This is a genomic window from Streptomyces neyagawaensis (assembly GCF_023516595.1).
Classification (GTDB): Bacteria; Actinomycetota; Actinomycetes; order Streptomycetales; family Streptomycetaceae; genus Streptomyces; species Streptomyces neyagawaensis.
The window spans coordinates 1-19,037 of the sequence record NZ_JAMGBG010000083.1 but is presented as its reverse complement, the minus strand read 5'-3'; the positions used below and the strand labels follow the sequence as shown (position 1 = coordinate 19,037).

14 protein-coding genes are annotated in these 19,037 nt (G+C 68.1%); 6 read left to right on the top strand and 8 right to left on the bottom strand.

Going from position 1 to position 19,037, the window contains the following annotated elements; all coding sequences use genetic code 11:
- Nucleotides 1-153: 153 nt before the first annotated feature.
- The 6 genes from M8J73_RS29810 to M8J73_RS29785 all read right to left on the bottom strand — a co-directional run bounded on the left by M8J73_RS29810 (nt 154) and on the right by M8J73_RS29785 (nt 8,146).
- Nucleotides 154-1,011, bottom strand: a complete 858-nt coding sequence (locus M8J73_RS29810; protein WP_055539595.1) for a siderophore-interacting protein — start codon at nt 1,009-1,011, stop codon at nt 154-156.
- A gap of 145 nt (nt 1,012-1,156) precedes the next feature.
- The gene (locus M8J73_RS29805) at nt 1,157-2,206 is read right to left on the bottom strand and encodes an ABC transporter substrate-binding protein (RefSeq protein ID WP_055539596.1); all 1,050 of its coding nucleotides are present in this window, start codon (nt 2,204-2,206) and stop codon (nt 1,157-1,159) included.
- 206 nt (nt 2,207-2,412) lie between these two features.
- The gene (locus tag M8J73_RS29800) at nt 2,413-3,573 is read right to left on the bottom strand and encodes an acyl-CoA dehydrogenase family protein (protein WP_055539597.1); all 1,161 of its coding nucleotides are present in this window, start codon (nt 3,571-3,573) and stop codon (nt 2,413-2,415) included.
- A gap of 6 nt (nt 3,574-3,579) precedes the next feature.
- Complete coding sequence (locus tag M8J73_RS29795; protein ID WP_372504041.1) at nt 3,580-4,548, bottom strand: hydroxymethylglutaryl-CoA lyase; 969 nt, start codon at nt 4,546-4,548, stop codon at nt 3,580-3,582.
- A 14-nt stretch (nt 4,549-4,562) separates the two neighbouring features.
- Nucleotides 4,563-6,509, bottom strand: a complete 1,947-nt coding sequence (locus M8J73_RS29790) for an acetyl-CoA carboxylase biotin carboxylase subunit (protein ID WP_055539607.1) — start codon at nt 6,507-6,509, stop codon at nt 4,563-4,565.
- A 20-nt stretch (nt 6,510-6,529) separates the two neighbouring features.
- Nucleotides 6,530-8,146 carry a carboxyl transferase domain-containing protein gene (locus M8J73_RS29785; protein WP_055539598.1) on the bottom strand — a complete coding sequence of 539 codons (1,617 nt, stop codon included), beginning with the start codon at nt 8,144-8,146 and terminating at the stop codon, nt 6,530-6,532.
- 87 nt (nt 8,147-8,233) lie between these two features.
- On the opposite strand from M8J73_RS29785, the gene M8J73_RS29780 reads away from it, so the two are divergent.
- The 5 genes from M8J73_RS29780 (at nt 8,234) to M8J73_RS29760 (ending at nt 16,299) form a co-directional block, all read left to right on the top strand.
- Nucleotides 8,234-8,845 carry an SACE_7040 family transcriptional regulator gene (locus M8J73_RS29780; protein WP_055539599.1) on the top strand — a complete coding sequence of 204 codons (612 nt, stop codon included), beginning with the start codon at nt 8,234-8,236 and terminating at the stop codon, nt 8,843-8,845.
- 347 nt (nt 8,846-9,192) lie between these two features.
- A complete protein-coding gene (locus M8J73_RS29775; protein ID WP_055539600.1) occupies nt 9,193-10,686 on the top strand; it encodes a type I restriction-modification system subunit M in 1,494 nt (497 codons plus the stop codon).
- Entirely contained in the window at nt 10,683-12,191 is a 1,509-nt protein-coding gene (locus M8J73_RS29770) for a type I restriction-modification system subunit M (RefSeq protein WP_055539601.1), read from the top strand. The genes M8J73_RS29775 and M8J73_RS29770 overlap by 4 nt, the downstream gene beginning before the upstream one ends.
- Nucleotides 12,188-13,363 (top strand): restriction endonuclease subunit S, encoded by a 1,176-nt coding sequence (locus M8J73_RS29765; protein ID WP_055539602.1) that lies wholly within the window; start codon nt 12,188-12,190, stop codon nt 13,361-13,363. The genes M8J73_RS29770 and M8J73_RS29765 overlap by 4 nt, the downstream gene beginning before the upstream one ends.
- Nucleotides 13,360-16,299: a type I restriction endonuclease subunit R gene (locus M8J73_RS29760; protein WP_055539603.1), complete on the top strand. Its 2,940-nt coding sequence runs from the start codon at nt 13,360-13,362 to the stop codon at nt 16,297-16,299. The genes M8J73_RS29765 and M8J73_RS29760 overlap by 4 nt, the downstream gene beginning before the upstream one ends.
- A 119-nt stretch (nt 16,300-16,418) precedes the next feature.
- On the opposite strand, the gene M8J73_RS29755 is transcribed toward M8J73_RS29760, so the two are convergent.
- Both M8J73_RS29755 and M8J73_RS29750 read right to left on the bottom strand, forming a co-directional pair.
- Nucleotides 16,419-16,613, bottom strand: coding sequence for a hypothetical protein (locus tag M8J73_RS29755; protein WP_055539604.1), 195 nt, complete (start codon nt 16,611-16,613; stop codon nt 16,419-16,421).
- Nucleotides 16,614-16,622: 9 nt separating this feature from the next.
- Nucleotides 16,623-17,474: a helix-turn-helix domain-containing protein gene (locus tag M8J73_RS29750; RefSeq protein WP_055539605.1), complete on the bottom strand. Its 852-nt coding sequence runs from the start codon at nt 17,472-17,474 to the stop codon at nt 16,623-16,625.
- 312 nt (nt 17,475-17,786) lie between these two features.
- On the opposite strand from M8J73_RS29750, the gene M8J73_RS29745 reads away from it, so the two are divergent.
- Nucleotides 17,787-18,365 carry an ATP-binding protein gene (locus tag M8J73_RS29745; protein WP_240501364.1) on the top strand — a complete coding sequence of 193 codons (579 nt, stop codon included), beginning with the start codon at nt 17,787-17,789 and terminating at the stop codon, nt 18,363-18,365.
- Nucleotides 18,366-19,037: the final 672 nt, after the last annotated feature.

Below are 19,037 nucleotides of genomic sequence, written 5' to 3'. Positions count from 1 at the left end.
GGTGGGACGGAGAGATGAGAGGAGTGGGGTACGTAATCCCGGATTCAATTTAGGTAAGCCTAACCTAACTAAGTTGAGAGAGGTCATGCCTCTTCCGTGACTGTCATCACGTCAGTCACGGGGGCGTCAGGGGCAGTTGGCCCGACGAGCGCCCTATTCGCCGCGCTCGCGCAGCTGTTCCTCCGTCAGACCCTCACGCCAGTACCCGACGAAGGTCACGCGCCGCTTGTCGATCCCGCGCTCCCGCACGAGATGCCGGCGCAGTTCCTTGACCCGGCCGGACTCACCGGCGATCCACGCGTACGGAAGCCGGCCGGGCGGCAGAGGGGCGGCACGGACGGCGTCCAGCGCGGTCGGTGCGCCCTCGCCGCGCACCAGCCAGGTGATCTCGGCGTCGGCCTCGGTGGACAGGTCCTGGATGTCCCCCGCGTGGTGGACCTCCAGCCAGACCCGTGCCGGCATCCCGGCGGGCAGCGACTCCAGGATCGCCGAGGCGGCGGGCAGCGCCGTCTCGTCCCCCCAGATCACCATCAGATCGGTGTCGGCCGGCGGCCGGAACCGGATCGCCCGGTTGTCGGCGATCGCCGGCCCGAGCAGCACGACCCGGTCCCCGGCCGACGCCCGCGACGCCCACCGCGACGCGGGCCCGGCGGGCACGGCGGCCCCCGGCTCCACCCCGTGCAGCACGAAGTCGATGTCGATCTCGACGGTCTCCCCGCGCACGTCGGTCCGCAGCCCGCGCAGCGTGTACGAGCGCATCACCGCCCGCACGTCGTCCGGCAGTTCCCGCCACGCCTGCCACCAGCCGTCGCCCAGCTCGTACGGCACAGCCGGCACGTCCTGCCCCGGCTGCGGCAGGAACAGCGACAGCGACTGGTCCCTCCCGTCCGACAGGAAGAACCGCAGGTCGTCCCCACCGAAGGAGACGCGCACCAGAGACGGCCCCAGCCGCTCCGTCCGCACGACCTGAAGGGAGAAGAAACGGAAGGGGGCGGCTACGGCCGTCGTCATCGATAGCTCCTGAGTCGGGGTCAGGGTGCGGCTGTGCAAGAGGTCGCGCCCAGCATGGTCAGGGGCGCGGGGTGTTGATATGTGCGGCGCCGCCGCGTGTGCGCGACGCCACAGCCGGACGCGCGGCTCACCCACGGTCAAGGCCTCAACGGACCTTCTTCGCCTTCTCGATCGCCTCGGCCAGCTCCTCCAGAAGCGGCGCGCACTTGTCGTAGGACAGGATCGGCTCGGGGTTGCGCCCGATGACCTGACCGGCCTTGACCGCGGGCAGCTTCTTCCAGGTCGCCTCTTCGATCGCGTCCGGCTGGATCGCCGACGTGCGGTTGTCCATGATGATGACGTCCGCGTCGTACTTGTCGACGTTCTCCCAGCTGAGGTTCTCGAACCAGCCGCCGCTGGCCTTCAGCGCCTCGGCGCTCGGCTCGACGAAGTTCACGCCGAGGGCCTTGAAGTACTCCAGGTCGATGGAGAGGTTCGAGCCGGACACGTAGAAGATGTCCTGGCTGGCGGAACCGGCCAGCACCTTGATGTCCGGCTTGGCCTTGGTGGCCGCGCGCAGCCGGGCGGCGGCGTCCTCGAACCGCTTCTTCGCCGCGGTGACCTTCTCCGACGTGACGTCCGCGCCCAGCGACTCGGCCAGCTCGTAGACCCGCTGGAGCGGCTCGGTCATCTGGCGGTCGTACACGGAGATGCCGACGCTCGGGGCGAGCTTGGCGATCTTGTCCTTGGACGCCTCGGGCACGTACCAGAGGGTGCCCGCGTCGTCGAACATCGTGGTGATGAGGACGTCGGGCGAGAGGGCCGCGTACTTCTCGACGCTGAACTCGTCCCAGATGTTGCCGACGACGGTGACCTTGCTGATGTCGAGGTCGCCGGCCTGGACGTCGGCCTTGCCGTTCTGCAGCTTGGTCGGGCCGAAGACCCCCTTCACGCCGATGCCGTAGTCGTGCAGCGCGGCGGCGACACCCACGAACGCGACGATGTTCGCCGGGGTCTTGTCGAGCTTGACGGTCTCCTTGCGGTCGTCCTTGAACGTCCAGGGGCCCGACTTGGCGGCAGCCGTCTCCTTGCCGGAGCCGGCGCCACCGCTCGCCTTGTCGTCTCCGCAGGCGGCGAGCACGGCACCGAGACCGAGTGCGCCACCGGCGGCGAGGATGCCACGGCGGGTGAGGTGAGCGGCGCTGGCGTTGGGCATGAGTATGGCTACTTTCGAACGGGGCGGAGTGCCGCCCGAGGGTGAGTTCGAAGATAGGTTAGCCTAACCTCACTTCCTGTCCAGGGGGTGGGGTCTGCTGGAGGGATGCCGCGTCCGGGCGCGCGTCCCCGTGGCGGGCGAACCGCCCCCGCACGTCAGAAGGCCGGATCCGTGAGAACGAATCCGGCCTCCTCGATACGGCGGTGTCAGCCCACGAGCCCCAACTCGCGGGCGATCAGCATGCGTTGGACCTCGCTCGTGCCCTCGCCGATCTCCAGGATCTTGGAGTCACGCCACATACGGGCCACCGGGTACTCGTTCATGAAGCCGTAGCCGCCGTGGATCTGCGTGGCGTCACGGGCGTTGTCGACGGCGACCGTGGAGGAGTACAGCTTCGCCAGCGCCGCCTCCTTCTTGAACGGTTCCCCGGCGACCAGCCGTGAGGCCGCGTCCCGCCAGGCGAGGCGGGCCGTGTGGGCCTTCATCTCCATGTCGGCGATCTTGAACTGGATCGCCTGGTTGGAGCCGATCGGCCGGCCGAAGGCATGGCGCTCCTTGGCGTACTTCACCGACTCGTCGACACAGCCCTGGGCGAGCCCCGTGGCGAGCGCCGAGATGGCGATCCGGCCCTCGTCGAGGATGCGCAGGAACTGCGCGTAGCCACGGCCGAGTTCGCCGAGGAGGTTCTCCGCGGGCACCCGGACGTCGGAGAAGGACAGCTCACGGGTGTCGGAGGCGTTCCAGCCGACCTTCGAGTAGGGGGCCGCCACCGTGAAGCCCGGAGTGCCGGACGGGACGATGATGGAGGAGATCAGCGGCTTGCCCTCCGGAGTGCGGCCGGTCACCGCCGTGACCGTGACGAGCCCCGTGATGTCGGTCCCGGAGTTGGTGATGAAGCACTTGCTGCCGTTGATCACCCACTCGTTGGTCTCCTCGTCGAGCCGGGCCGTCGTACGGGTCGCGCCCGCGTCCGAGCCGCCGTCGGGCTCGGTGAGGCCGAACGCGCCCAGGATCTCCCCGGAGCACAGCCGCGGCAGCCACTCCTCCTTCTGGGCCGGCGTGCCGAACAGATGGATCGGCATGGCGCCCAGGGACACCCCCGCTTCCAGGGTGATGGCCACGGACGAGTCCACCCGCGCCAGCTCCTCCAGGGCGATACCGAGCGCCAGGTAGTCGCCGCCCATACCCCCGTACTCCTCCGGGAACGGCAGCCCGAACAGGCCCATACGGCCCATCTCCCGCACGATCTCGTACGGGAACTCATGGCGCTCGTAGAAGTCGCCGATCTTCGGCGCGACGACCTCGTGCGCGAACTCCTCGACCGTACGGCGGAGTTCTTCCAGTTCGGGAGAGAGGTGGTGGTCCATGAAAACTCACTGCTCCTTGTGGGAGAGGGCTCGTACGGTGCGGGACGGGCTGGGTCGGCCCAGGTGGTCGGCCATCCACGCGCTGGTGGCGACGAGACGGCCGAGGTCGACGCCGGTGTCGATGCCGAGGCCCCGCAGCATCCACACGAGGTCTTCCGTGGCGAGGTTGCCGGTGGCGCTCTTGGCGTAGGGGCAGCCGCCGAGGCCGCCGGCGGAGGCGTCGACGGTCGTGACGCCGTGCCGCAGCGCCGCGAGGGTGTTGGCGAGGGCCTGGCCGTAGGTGTCGTGGAAGTGGACACCGAGGGCCGGGGTCGGCACCCCCGCCTCGGTCAGCGCGGTGAGCAGTGCCTGCACATGGCCCGGGGTGGCGACGCCGATGGTGTCGCCGAGGCTCAGCTCGTCGCAGCCCATGTCGAGCAGGGCCCGGCAGACCCGGACGACCTGCGGGATGGGCACCGGGCCCTCCCAGGGGTCGCCGAAGCACATGGAGAGATAGCCCCGCACCTGCACCCCGTCGGCCTTCGCCCGGGTCACCACCGGGTCGAACATGGCCAGCGCCTCGTCGACCGTGCGGTTGAGGTTGGCCTTGGCGAAGGACTCGGTGGCGCTGGCGAAGACGGCCACCCGGCGGGCGCCCAGCGCCAGGGCCCGGTCGAGGCCGCGCTCGTTGGGCACCAGGACCGGCAGGTCCACCGGCAGATCGGCGACCTGCGGGAACAACGCCTCGGCGTCGGCGAGCTGCGGCACCCACTTGGGGTGCACGAAGCTCGTCGCCTCGATCGTCGTCAGCCCCGCGTCGGCCAGGCGGCGGACGAACTCGGCCTTCACCTCCGTCGGGACGGTCGCCTTCTCGTTCTGCAGGCCGTCACGGGCGCCGACCTCGTGGATACGGACCCGCGTCGGGAGCCCGTCGGCGGCCGGTGCGGGCACGGTCATCGGCAGGCCCGGGGCGGAACCCTCCGCGGTCGCCCCCATGCTGTCCGGTGACGTCATCGCGCGGCCTCCTCGTCCTGCTCGTGCGGGGCGACGACCGCCAGCACCTGGTCCATGGCGACGGTCGTGCCCGGCGCCACGTCCAGTTCGGTGACGGTCCCGGCGTGCGGTGCGGCGATGACGTGCTCCATCTTCATCGCCTCCACCACCAGCAGACTCTGACCGGCGCTCACCTCGTCGCCGACGGCCACCTTCACCACGGTGACCGTGCCGGGCATCGGCGCCGTCAGCGAGTCCGCGCCCCCGTGGGCCGCGCCGGTCAGGGCGGCGGCCACCCGGTCGTGGTCCCGTACGTGCCAGGCGTCGCCGTCCCGGCCGAGCCAGCCCTCGGCGTGGTGGAAGGTGTGGCGGACGCCGTCCAGGGTCACGGAGACCCGGTCGCCCGTGATGGTGTGGGTGCCCAGCGGGCGATGGGTGACGGGTTCGAGGCCCGGCACCCGCAGGTCGAAGGCCGGGGGAACGGTCTCTCCGCCCAGGCGCCAGCCGTTCGGCACCGAGAAGGGGTCCGTCCAGCCCTCGCCGCGCGGCGTCAGCGCGTCGAGCCGCAGGGCCGCCGCCGCTTCGTACACGGCCTCGGGCACCCCGTCCGGTACGAGCCCGTCGACCTCCCGCTCGACCAGGCCCGTGTCCAGGTCGCCCGTGACCACCGCCGGATGTGCCAGCAGCCGGCGCAGGAACCCGGCGTTCGTCTGCACGCCCAGGGTGACCGTCCCGGCGAGGGCGGCCCGGAGCCGGCGCAGCGCGGTGGGCCGGTCGGGGCCGTACGCGATGACCTTGGAGAGCATCGGGTCGTACAGCGAACCGACCTCCGTGCCCTCGGTGAGGCCGGAGTCCGTGCGGACGCCGTCGCCCTGCGGTTCGCGCAGGGCGAGGATCGTGCCGCCGGAGGGCAGGAAGCCGCGCGAGGGGTCCTCGGCGCAGATCCGGGCCTCGACGGCGTGGCCCGTCAGCCGGATGTCGTCCTGGGTGAGGGCCAGTCGCTCGCCCGCCGCCACCCGCAGCTGCCACTCCACCAAGTCGACGCCCGTGACCAGCTCGGTCACCGGGTGCTCCACCTGGAGGCGCGTGTTCATCTCCATGAAGTAGTACGACGACGGATCGCCGCCGGGGACGATGAACTCGACGGTGCCCGCGCCGGAGTAGCCGCAGGAGCGGGCCGCCTGGACCGCCGCCTCGCCCATCGCGGCACGGGTGGCCTCGTCGAGCAGGACGCTGGGCGCCTCCTCGATGACCTTCTGGTGGCGGCGCTGGAGCGAGCACTCGCGCTCGCCGAGGTGGATCACGTGCCCGTGGTTGTCGGCCAGGACCTGGATCTCGATGTGCCGGGGGCGGTCGATCCACCGCTCCACGAGGAGGGTGTCGTCACCGAAGGAGGCGCGGGCCTCACGGCGGGCGGCCGCGATCTCGTCGGCGAGCGCCGACTCGTCCCGCACCAGCCGCATGCCCTTGCCGCCGCCGCCCGCACTGGGCTTCAGCAGCACCGGCATCCCGATCTCCCGCGCCGCGTCCGCGAGCTGGCCGTCGGTCAGACCGCTGCCGCTGGAGCCGGGGACCACCGGCACCCCGGCCGCCCGGACCGTCTCCTTGGCGCGGATCTTGTCGCCCATCAGGGAGATGGCGTCGGCGGGGGGCCCGATGAAGACGAGTCCCGCCTCGGCGCACGCCCGCGCGAACCCGGCGTTCTCCGCGAGGAAGCCGTACCCCGGGTGCACGGCCTGCGCGCCCGTGCGGGCCGCCGCCTCCAGCAGGCGCTCCACCGACAGATAGCTCTCCGCCGCCGGCGCGGGACCGATCCGTACCGCCGTGTCGGCCTCCCGTACGTGCCGGGCGTCGGCGTCCGCGTCGGAGTACACCGCGACCGAGCGGACGCCGAGGGCGCGGAGGGTGCGGATGACGCGGACGGCGATCTCGCCCCGGTTGGCCACCAGCACCGTGTCGAACATGCTCACGTTCACAAGCCCCCTCACATCCGGAAGACGCCGAACTGGGGGTCACCCAGGGGCGCGTTGGCGCAGGCGGTCAGGGCGAGGCCCAGGACCTGGCGGGTGTCCAGCGGGTCGATCACGCCGTCGTCCCAGAGGCGGGCGGTGGCGTAGTAGGCGTTCCCCTGGCGCTCGTACTGGGCGCGGATCGGGTCCTTGAAGGACTCCTCGTCCTCCAGCGGCCACTGCTCGCCGCGCGCCTCCAACTGGTCCCGCTTGACGGTCGCGAGGACGGACGCGGCCTGCTCGCCGCCCATCACCGAGATCTTGGCGTTGGGCCACATCCACAGAAAGCGCGGCGAGTACGCCCGGCCGCACATCGAGTAGTTGCCGGCGCCGTACGAACCGCCGACCACGACCGTCAGCTTGGGGACGCGGGTGCAGGCCACCGCCGTCACCATCTTCGCGCCGTGCTTGGCGATGCCGCCGGCCTCGTAGTCCCGGCCGACCATGAAGCCGGAGATGTTCTGAAGGAACACCAGCGGGATGCCGCGCTGGTCGCACAGCTCGATGAAGTGGGCGCCCTTCTGGGCCGATTCCGAGAACAGGATGCCGTTGTTGGCGACGATCCCCACCGGGTGGCCGTGGATCCGGGCGAAGCCGGTGACGAGGGTCTGCCCGAACTCCGCCTTGAACTCGGCGAAGCGCGAGCCGTCGACCACGCGCGCGATGACCTCCCGCACGTCGTACGGGGTGCGCGAGTCGACCGGCACCGCCCCGTACAGCGTGTACGGGTCCACCTTGGGCTCGACGGCCGGCTCCACCGACCAGGGGAGCGGGCCGCGCGAGGGGAGCGTGGACACGATCGTGCGCACGATCCGCAGGGCGTGCGCGTCGTCCTCGGCGAGGTGGTCGGTGACCCCGGAGACCCGGGAGTGGACCTCGCCGCCGCCCAGCTCCTCCGCGGTGACGACCTCACCGGTGGCGGCCTTCACCAGCGGGGGGCCGCCGAGGAAGATCGTCCCCTGGTTGCGGACGATCACGGCCTCGTCGCTCATCGCCGGGACGTACGCGCCGCCCGCCGTGCACGAGCCGAGGACGGCCGCGATCTGCGGGATGCCCGCGCCCGACATCCGGGCCTGGTTGTAGAAGATCCGGCCGAAGTGCTCACGGTCGGGGAAGACCTCGTCCTGCATGGGCAGGAAGGCGCCGCCCGAGTCGACGAGGTAGAGGCAGGGGAGGCGGTTCTCCAGCGCCACCTCCTGGGCCCTCAGGTGCTTCTTCACCGTCATCGGGTAGTACGTGCCGCCCTTGACGGTGGCGTCGTTGGCCACGATCACGCACTCGCGGCCGCTGACCCTGCCGATCCCGGCGATCACCCCGGCCGCCGGCGCCTGCCCGTCGTACATGCCGTCGGCGGCGAGGGGGGCCAGCTCCAGGAAGGGCGAGCCCGGGTCCAGGAGGGTGTCGACCCGGTCCCTCGGCAGCAGCTTGCCGCGGGCGGTGTGCCGGGCGCGCGCCTTCTCGCCGCCGCCGAGGCGGGCGGCGGCCAGCCTGGCGCGCAGCTCCTCGCCGAGGGCGCGGTGCGCGGCCTCATTGGCCCGAAACGACTCCGCCGCGGGGTCCACCGCGGTCGTGAGCTCCGGTGCCTGGTCCATCGTGCGGTCCCCTCACCTTTGTTAATGAGCGTTAACGCATTTCCTCCAGGTTAACGACCGCTAACCTCCCTGTCTAGAATTGGCTCCATGGCCACCAGAACCGACGCCCCCACCCGCCGCGAGCAGATCCTCAAGGAGGCCGCCCGGCTGTTCGCCGAGCGAGGCTTCCACGGGGTCGGCGTCGACGAGATAGGCGCCGCCGTCGGCATCAGCGGCCCCGGCCTCTACCGTCACTTCGCCGGCAAGGACGCGATGCTCGCCGAGCTGCTGGTCGGCATCAGCGGGCAGCTCCTGACGGGTGCGAAGCGGCGGCTGGCGGAGGCCGACGGGGGGCCGGCCGGGGCGGTGCTCGACTCGCTCATCGAGGGGCACATCGACTTCGCCCTCGACGACCGCCCCCTCATCACCCTGCACGACCGTGAGCTGGACCGCCTCCGCGACAGCGACCGCAAGCTGGTGCGCCAGCTCCAGCGGCAGTACGTCGAACTGTGGGTCGAGGTGCTCCGCGAGGTCTACCCCGCCCTCGCCGAGCCCGCCGCCCGCTCGGCCGTCCACTCGGTCTTCGGCCTCCTGAACTCCACCCCCCACCTCGGCCGCCCGGGCTCCCTCCCGGGCCGCACGGCGACGGCGGAGCTGCTGCACAGGATGGCCAGGGGCGCGTTCGCGGCGGCGGGCGGGGACGCGGCGCCGTACGGCTGACGTTGCTGCCTGTCTTCACCGAGGCCGGCACTCAGTCATCCCTTGCGTGGTGCTCCGTTCGGGCACGCGCAGTGACCAGAGTGCGTCAGGACGTGAGTCGCGCCCGCGAGGTGTGGATGGGCCGACCAGCTGCCGGGCGCCTGGTGTATCCAGGCATCGCATGGTGCTGACCTGCGGCGGAGCTGTAGGCCTCGGCTGCGAGGCCAAGCTTTCGGTGCAGCGCTGGCGTATCCCACTAGACTCCGACACGTTCTCGCCTGGACGGCGAGCTGAAGCAGGCCGAGTGTGGAACGGGCAGTGATCGAGTGGGGTCGAGTGCGGTCGGCGCGGGGGAGCAGGAACTTCCGATGCCGTTGACGCTGGGGGAGCTGAAGTCGTACCTGGCGAAGGCGGCTGATCTACTTCGGGGCAGTATCGATCAGGCGGACTTCAAGGCGTACATCTTCCCCTTGATGTTCTTCAAACGGATCAGCGATGTGTACGACGAGGAGTATGCCCGCGCGCTCGACGAGTCCGACGGCGACCACACGTACGCGGCGTTCGAGGAGAACCACCGGTTCATCATCCCCGAGGGATGCCACTGGGAAGACGTGCGCGAGCGCACCGAGAACGTCGGTGAGGCGCTCAAGAGCGCCTTTCGGGGGATCGAGCAGGCCAACCAGGGCACGCTGTACGGCATCTTCGGTGGCGCGACCTGGACCAACAAGGACAAGCTCCCGGACAGCAACCTGATCGACCTGATCGAGCACTTCTCGACCAAGACTCTTTCGATCTCCCAGGCCGCCCCCGACGTGCTGGGACAGGCGTACGAGTACCTGATCAAGCGGTTCGCCGACCAGTCGAACAAGAAGGCAGGCGAGTACTACACCCCGCGCGAGGTGGTCGCGCTCCTGGTCAACATCCTCGATCCCCAGGAAGGCGAGACGGTCTACGATCCGGCCTGTGGCACCGGTGGCATGCTGATCGAGGTCATCCAGCACATCAAGGCCTGCGGCGGCGACCCGAAGACGGTGCTCGGCAAGCTGTACGGCCAGGAGAAGGTGCTCACCACCTCGGCGATCGCCCGGATGAACCTGCTGCTGCATGGCATGGAGGACTTCCACATCGAGCGCGGCGATACGTTGCGCGACCCGGCCTACTTCGACCACGGTCGGTTGGCGCGGTTCGACTGCGTAATCGCCAACCCGCCGTTCTCGTTGAAGAACTGGGGCCAGGAGCAGTGGGCCTCCGATCCGTGGGGCCGTAATGAGCTGGGCGGGGTGCCGCCGAAGGGGTACGCCGACTGGGCCTGGGTCCAGCACATGCTCACCTCCGCCGCGCCCACCGGCGGAAGGGTCGCGGTCGTCCTCCCGCGGGGCGCCCTGTTCCGTCAGGGCGCTGAGGGTCGCGTCCGCGAGCACATCCTCAAAGCCGGCTTCGTGGAGGCCGTCATCGGTCTGGCGCCCAACCTGTTCTACGGCGCCGGCCTTGCCGCCTGCGTGCTGATCCTGCGCCGTCAGCGCCCCGCCGAGCAGCAGGACAAAGTGCTCTTCGTCAACGGAGAGTCGCTTTTCAAGCGTGGCCGTAACCAGAACACCCTCGAGCCCGACCACGCCGAGACCCTCCTGAAGGCATACCTGGAGTACGCCGACCAGCTCGGCCTGGCCGCGGTCGCGACCCTGGACGACATCAGGGCCAACGGCTGGAACCTGAACATCCCGCTGTACGTCGAGCCCGCCGACACCGGCGAGCAGATCACCCTGGAGCAGGCCTTGGCCGACCTGGAGACCGCCCACGCGGAGGCCCGCGAGACCCGCGCAGCGCTGGAGGCCGAGCTGGCGAAGTGGGGGCTGGGCGTATGACCACGACGAGTCCGAAGCGGATCACCCAGCGGGAGCTGGAGTCCTACCTGTGGGATGCCGCGGTGCTGCTGCGCGGCCTGATCGACGCCGGCGACTACAAGCAGTACATCTTCCCTTTGGTCTTCCTCAAGCGCATCTCCGACGTCTACGACGAGGAGCACGCCGCCGCCCTGGAGGTGTACGGCGACGAGGAGCTCGCCGACCTCCGGGAGAACCACCGATTCGCCATCCCCGATGGTGCCCACTGGGCCGACCTGCGCAAGGTCACCAGTGACGTCGGCACCGCACTCAAGGCCGCGATGCGGTCCATCGAGTCCGCCAACCCCGACACCCTCACCGGCGTCTTCGGTGACGGCGAGTGGACCAACAAGGACCTGCTCCCCGACTCGACCCTCTCGGACCTGATCGAGCACTTCTCGACCAAGACGCTGTCGGTGGCGAACCTGCCGGAGGACGAGCTCGGACAGGGCTATGAGTACCTGATCAAGAAGTTCGCCGACGACTCCGGCCACACGGCCCAGGAGTTCTACACCAACCGCACCCTGGTGCACCTGATGACCATGATGCTGGAACCTCGGCCGGGGGAGTCGGTCTACGACCCGACCTGCGGCACGGGCGGCATGCTCATCTCCACCGTCGCCGAGCTCAAGCGCCGGGGCAAGGAGTGGCGGAACCTCCGCCTGTACGGCCAGGAGCTCAACTACGGCACCTCGGCGATCGCGAAGATGAACCTCTTCCTCCACGGCATCGCCGACGGCCATATCACCCACGGCGACACCCTCGCCAAGCCGGCCTTCCTCGATGCCCACGGCCGGCTGCGGACCTTCGACGTCGTCCTGGCCAACCCGCCCTACTCCATCAAGAGTTGGAACCGGTCTGCCTTCACCAAGGATCCGTACGGGCGCAACCTGTGGGGCGTACCGCCCCAGAACGCTGCCGACTATGCCTTCATCCAGCACATCGAGGCGAGCCTGGATCCCAAGACCGGTCGTGCCGCGATCCTGCTGCCTCACGGGGTGCTGAACCGGATCGGGGAGGCGACAGTTCGCAAGGCCATGATCGATGCCGACGCCGTCGAGGCGGTGATCGGCCTGGCCCACGGACTCTTCTACAACTCGGGCATGGAAGCGATCGTGTTGGTCCTCCGAAAGCAGAAGTCGGCTGACCGTAAGCACAAGGTGCTCTTCATCGACGCGAAGAGAGAGTTCTACCGAGCAGGCGTCCAGTCCTTCCTCTCCGAGAAGCATCAGCACAAAATCCTGCACGTGTTCCAGAACTTCGCGGACGTGCCGGGTTTCGCCCGAGTCGCCACCCTCGACGAGATCCGCGCCAACAACGGCAACATGGCCATCCCGCAGTACGTCACACCTGCTGCGCCAGGGGGTGGGGTGACGCCTGCTGACTCGGTCGCAGCGGCGCTCGTGGGTTGGCGTGAGGCTGCGGCATCGGTAGACGTCGCTGTCGCGGACGTACTCGGTTTGTTGCGCGCGGAGGTTGCCCGGTGAGTCTCAACCTTGACAAGAGCGGCTGGAAGCGCGTGCGACTGGGTGACGTCATCCGTCGATCGCGCAGCCAGGCTGATCCGGCGAACGGTGACGTCGACCGCTACGTCGGTGGCGGACACATCGACAGCGACAGCCTCACCATCGAGCGCTTCGGAGACGTCAACGACGGTCAGATGGGCTCGACGTTCACTTACGTCTTCAAGCCGGGTCAGATTCTCTTCGTCTCGGCACGTCCCTACCTTCGTAAGTCCGGCGTCGTGAACTTCTCCGGCGTCGTCGCCGACAAGACCTACGTCCTCGACGCCATTCCCGAGAACGGACTCCTGCAAGAGTTCCTGCCCTTCGTTCTCGCCTCCGACCACTTCATCGCCTACGCGACCGCCGAGGCAACCGGCTCGATGAACCCGCGTCTGCTTTGGGGGCAGATGCAGCGGTACGAGTTCCATGTCCCGCCTCTCGACGAACAGCAGCGCCTTGCCGACCTCCTCTGGGCCGTCGAGCGCCATCGCGTGGCGGTGCCCCTGGCGTCGCTACTTCGTGTGGAAGCTGGGCTGCTGAGAAGCCTTGCGGCTAATCAAGACGGTGAACTACGGACAATCGCTGACCTTGGATCCGTCTTGATGGGCCGTCAGAGATCGCCCCAGCACGCCACAGGGGACCACATGGTGCCTTATCTCCGCGTGGCTAATGTAGGGGACAACGAATTGCGCATGGCCGATGTGCGCAAGATGAACTTCACGCCCAGCGAGCAAAGGCTGTACTCTCTGCAGCCCGGAGACATTCTGGTGAGCGAAGGTCAAAGTCGGGATCTAGTAGGTCAGTCGGCGCTTGTCGAGGAATTTCCTGAGCCGATGTTCTTCCAAAACACACTGATTCGCTTTCGCGCCAATACGGAGATCGTCCGGCCGTGGTATGCGCAAGCGGTGTTCCGATCGCTCCTGTTTGATGGAACCTTCGCTGACGTGGCGACGCAAACCACATCGATCGCGCACCTTGGGGTGAAGCGATTCGCTGGCATCCAGGTCCTGATTCCAGGGCTCGCGGAGCAGGATGAGTTCTTGGACCGGTTCGCTGCAGTTCGAGCGGGCATTGACGCTGCGAAGCAGGAGAAGGATGCACTTACCCAGCTCCGGCAAGCCGTTTCGGAGGAGATCTTCGGGGGTGTCGAGTGACCTTCAACGAGGCGAACACCGTCCGCGACTTCGTCCGGGATCTGGTGCAGTTGGCCGGTGTGCGGTTTGTGTCGGGGAGCCACCTGCCGCGGCGCACCGATGAGGTGTTACTGGAGCAGCAGGTGCGGGAGGCGTTGATCCGCCTCAACCCGACCATCGAGGCGGATCCGCGTCTGGCCGATGAGGTGATCTACCAGCTGCGGGCGATCCTGATCTCCGCGCGCAGCACACCTAATCCGGTCGTGGCGAACGAGCAGTTCGCGGCATGGCTCACAGGGCAGAAAACCATGCCGTTCGGGCCCGACGGCGAGCATGTGACCGTCAGACTGATCGACTTCGACCACCCCGGCGAGCACAGCGCGAACAACTGGATCGTGTCGACCGAGGTGACCTACGGGGTCGGGCGGTTGGAGCGGCGCTTCGACCTGGTGATCTGGTGCAACGGGTTCCCGCTCGTCGTGGGGGAGGCGAAGTCGCCGGTGCGGCCGGCGTACTCCTGGATCGACGCGGCCGCGCAGGTCAAGGAGGACTACGAGGTCAACGTCCCGGCGTTCTTCGTGCCGAACGTTCTCAGCTTTGCCACCGACGGCAAGGACCTCCGCTACGGGTCGGTCGGGATGCCGGTGGAGCTGTGGGGGCCGTGGCGGGCCGATGAGTCCGGTGACGACCACACGCCGGTGAAGACAGGCCTCGCGACGGTCAAGGACGCGGTCGAGGGCGTTCTGGATCCGGATGCGATCTTGGACTTTCTGCGGTTCTTCACGCTGTTCGCGACCGACAAGAAGCATCGCAAGATCAAGGTGATCGCGCGGTTCCAGCAGTTCCAGGCGACCAACCTGATCGTGGAGCGGGTGCTGCACGGGCGGATCAAGCAGGGGCTGATCTGGCACTTCCAGGGGTCGGGGAAGTCGCTCCTGATGGTGTTCACCGCGCAGAAGCTGCGCGCGATGGCGGGGTTGACCTCGCCCACGGTGATCATCGTGGTCGACCGGATCGACCTCGACACCCAGATCACCGCGACGTTCAACGCCTCCGACGTACCGAACCTGGTTTCGACGGAGTCCCGCAAGGAACTTCAGGAGCTCCTGGCTGTGGGGGCGCGGAAGGTCATCATCACCACGATCCACAAGTTCGGTGAAGCACCCGGTGTGCTGGACGAGCGCGACAACATCATCGTGATGGTCGACGAGGCCCACCGCTCGCAGGAGGGTGACTACGGCCGGAAGATGCGGGAGGCGCTGCCCAACGCGTTCCTGTTTGGGCTGACCGGGACGCCGATCAACAAGCGCGACCGCAACACGTTCATGTGGTTCGGCTCCGAGGCCGACGAGCACGGGTATCTCTCGCGCTACTCCTTCTCCGACTCCATCCGCGACGGCGCCACACTGCCGCTGCACTTCGAGCCACGCCTCTCGGAGATCCACCTGGACGAGGAGTCGATCAAGACGGCCTTCAACGAACTCGCCGACCGCCATGGGCTCACCGAGGAGGACCGCACCGCACTGTCGAAGAAGGCCGCCTCGCTGGAGACGCTGATCAAGGCCCCCGACAGGGTCCGCAAGATCGCCGTCGACATCGCCGAGCACTTCACCACGAAGGTCGAACCGCAGGGCTTCAAGGCACAGGTCGTGGTCTACGACAAGGCCGCCTGCATGGCGTACAAGAAAGTGCTTGATGGCCTGCTCGGCTCGGACGTGTCCACGATCGTGATGTCCGCCGGCCGCGGGGACAAGCCGGCGTGGAAGCAGTGGACGCCGGGCCGGGAGGAGCTGGAGCGGATCACCGCTCGCTTCAACGACCCCGCCGACCCACTGAAGATCATCATTGTGACCGCGAAACTCCTCACCGGCTTCGACGCCCCGGTCCTCTACGCCCAGTACATCGACAAGCCCCTGCGCGAGCACACCCTGCTCCAGGCGATCTGCCGCACGAACCGGGTTTACCCGCCTGCCAAGACGCATGGCCTGATAGTGGACTACCTCGGCATCTTCGACGATGTCGCCAAGGCCTTCGAGTTCGACGACAAGTCCGTCCAGCAGGTCATCTCCAACATCGCCGTACTCCGCGCGCAGCTCGGCCCTGCGATCGAGGCTGCTCTGGCGTTCTTTCCCGGCGTGAACCGCACCGTCGGCGGCTACGAGGGCCTGATCCAGGCGCAGACCGCGATCGACTCCGACGAGTCCCGTGACGCCTTCGGAGCCGCGTACAGCTTTGTCGCCCAGCTCTGGGAGACCCTCTCCCCAGACCCGATCCTGTCCGAGTACGAGTCGGACTACCGCTGGCTGACCGACGTCTACCAGTCCGTGCAGCCCACCGATGTCACCGGCCGACTGGTCTGGCACACGCTGGGCGCCAAGACGCTTGAGCTCATAAACAAGCACGTCACCGTGGAGGTCCCCCGCACCGACCTGGAGACCATCGTCCTCGATGCGCAGGTCATCGAGGACCTGATGACCGGCAAGCGTAAGGACATCGACCCCGTCGAGGTCGAGAAGTGGATCACGGCACGCATCGCCAGGCACGTCGGCAACCCGGCTTTCATCGAGCTCGGCCAGCGGTTGAATGCTCTGAAGCAGAAGTACGCCCACTCTCAGCAGGCATCGCTGGAGTTCCTCAAGGAGCTCTTCGCGCTGGCGCGAGACACCGTCGCAGCGGAGAAGGCCGCCGCTGAAGTGCCCCGCGAGGAGCGTGGCAAGGCCGCCTTGACCGAGCTCTTCGACTCGCTCAAGGGCGAGGAGACCCCGATCATCGCAGAGAAGGTCGTCGACGAGGTCGACTCCGTCGTCCGTACCGTCCGCTTCGACGGCTGGCAGAGCACCACCGAAGGCGATCGCCTCGTCCAGCAGGCGCTCCGCAAGGCGCTCTACATCAAGTTCAAGATCCGTGACCAGGATGTTTTCGGGAAGGCGCTGGGATACATCCGGGAGTACTACTGACGGCTCCGTAGCCCTGGTCAGGCGGCAAGAGCGCGTTGTGCAGGGGGCTGCGTGGCTGTCACGTAGCCGGGGCCGCCGGACGGTCGTACCGCTTCCCGGTGGCCCCAGACGCTTTCGGCCTACAACAGGTGGTCCGCCTTACCCGCCTTGATGTCCAGAATGAGGGTGCGGAGGGCTTCGCGGGTGTCGGTGAGGGGGGTGTCCTCCTGGCCGGCGACGGCGATGTAGGCGTTGCCATGGGGGTCGGTGCCTATACGGAAACAGTTGTTGCCCTCGGCGCAGAAGGGCTCTTCCCAGGTGATATCGGTTCTCAAGGCCGTTCCTCAGAGTTGGCGGGCGATGTCGTGCATGAAGTCGCGTGAGGCCTGCCGGTCCAGCGATTCGGCGTGCCACCAGTCCATGTGGGCACGGTACTTGGCAAGTTGCGCATCGGCGTGAGTGAACTCTCCGCCATGCGCGGAGTCCAGCTGGACGGTGTCCAGTTGAGGGACAGCACCGTGGGCGTACAGGACTGCGTGTCCCGCGCCCGGGAAGGCGCCGACGTCGGTTGTGAGAACGCGGATGTCGACATTCTCCATCTCGGACATCTCGCACAGATGCTGAAGTTGCTCTCGGGTTGTGCGTCGCCCTCCGAACTGCATGCGGAGGGCCCATTCGTGGACGTACGCGATGTAGTGGGGGGCGTTGTCACGCTCCAGGACCTGTTGCCGCTGAATGCGTTGGGCGACTCGTAGTTCGACTTCGGACTTGGGGAGCGGAGGCAAGGCCGCGTCGAAGATGGCGCGGGCGTATCCGCTCAACTGGAGCAGCCCGGGGACATGCACCGTCTGGAGCGTGCGCAGCCGGGTGGCAAACCACTCCAACTCGGCGACGTCCAGCAGGCGTTGAGGGAGGGTGCCTCGGTACTGCTCCCACCATCCGCGTTTGCCTGAGTCGGCCATGGCGACGAGGGCCTCAACGTAGGCGTGGTCGGCACAGTCGTAGTTGCTGGCGAGGATGCGGATGCGTTCGGCCGAGGTGGCGCGGACGCCGGTCTCCATGTTGGACACCTTTGTTCGGTCCAGGCCCAGCAACCCTGCGGCGTACTCAGTGGTCCGGCCTGCCGCGAGCCGCATGCTCCGCAACTCGGCTCCCAGGCGCCGCTGGCGCTCACTTGGTGTGGGGCGTGTCGGCATTGGCACCTTCCTGCTTGCTCGGTCGAACTCAGTCTGCCCTCAGCGGGACGCATGAGTCCAACACGTGGAGGCAATGCAGAAGTTCATGTGGCACGTGTGCCACCCAATCCTCTACAGTCGGTAATGGGTCGATCGCAGATCCGTTACGACCCTCGGCAGTGCATCACGCGTGTCCGCCCGCGTTCTCCTCCCCTGGGAGGGGTGGGCTCGCGTCAGGGAGACGGGCCACCGGTATGGGTCTCGCGGGCGATGGAGCTACCCAAAGAAGACCTTCACGCTCGCCCAAATTGCCTAGTCACCAAAGGAGTTGCTGTGCAGTTCGAAGCCGCGTTCAACCCCTCGTGCGCCTCGCGACCGAATTCCGACCCGTCGCCCGCGCCTTCAGGGGTCTGCCTGTCACCGACTCTCGCCCACGCCGAACTCCCCTTCATCGAGCCCCTCCCCGAGTCGCTGTCCTGCAGTTTCACCCTCCCGGCCGCCTCGCACAGTCCCGGCATTGTCCGTGCCGCCACGCGCGCGATCCTCCGAGTGCACGGGCTGGCGGAGGTGACGGACGCGGTGGTGCAGGTGGCGAGTGAGCTGACCGCCTGCGCCTGCCGGTTCTCACCGTCCGCTCAGGTGTACGTGTCGCTGCGCTACCGGGAGGGAGCGGTGCGCGTCACCCTCTACGACGACCACCCGCGGCATGCCAACACGCGTCTGGAGGCGGCCTGTCAGACGCACCGAGGGGTGACCCTGCGGGTGCTGGACCAGGTGGTGCGGGCCTGCGACGGGGATTGGGGGATCGGCGGTGGCCTGGACCAGGACATGGGCACCCGGATGTGGGCGCTTCTGCCGTGGGAGGGGGCTCGCGCCTACGGGAGCGCGCCAGGGCCAGCTGACTGTCAGTGACTTCTGCGGGGCGGCAGCCGGTGACTCCGTCGCTCGGCACCGACTCGGGGCGAGGCGTGGTGAATCATGCCTGTGTCGAGCTCGGAGACAGCGCCATCAGGCCAAGCCCCCGGCTTCGCATATGCCTGCTTCCGGCACCGGTCCAGCGTCGGTAAACTGCGCGCACGAGCGGTCAGGTCGGCGTGGCCCCATGTGGCCCTGTTCTTCAGAGGGGGCCAACATGCGTTCCGACCGGCACTCTTTACGTACCCCCTGCCCGCACGTCCGCCGTGATGGGCGAACAGGGGGACGCGCATGAGTGCACTCGGTCACCGCATCAGACACGAGCGGCAGATCCGCTCCTTACGTCGCGAGTACGCACGGCTTCGTTCCTCCGCGACGAATATGGGTGAACCCGCGAGTGTCCTGCTCCGCGATGGGCTGGCCGTGCTCCCGGAGTTCTTCGACACGGCCCAGGTCGACGTGATGAGAGCGGCTGCCCCTTCCGTAGAGGAATGCAGGCTGTCGCCGGAGGGCACACTTACAGCGGCTAACACAAAGAGGTGGGTCGGCGCCGATGGCCGTGTCCGGGGCGGGAGTTGACCGTTCGGTCCGGTGTGGGGACATCGCCGTGGATCGTGTCGGATGAGCTGTGGGACCGCCTGGAGCCGCTGCTGCCGCAGCGTGCGCGGC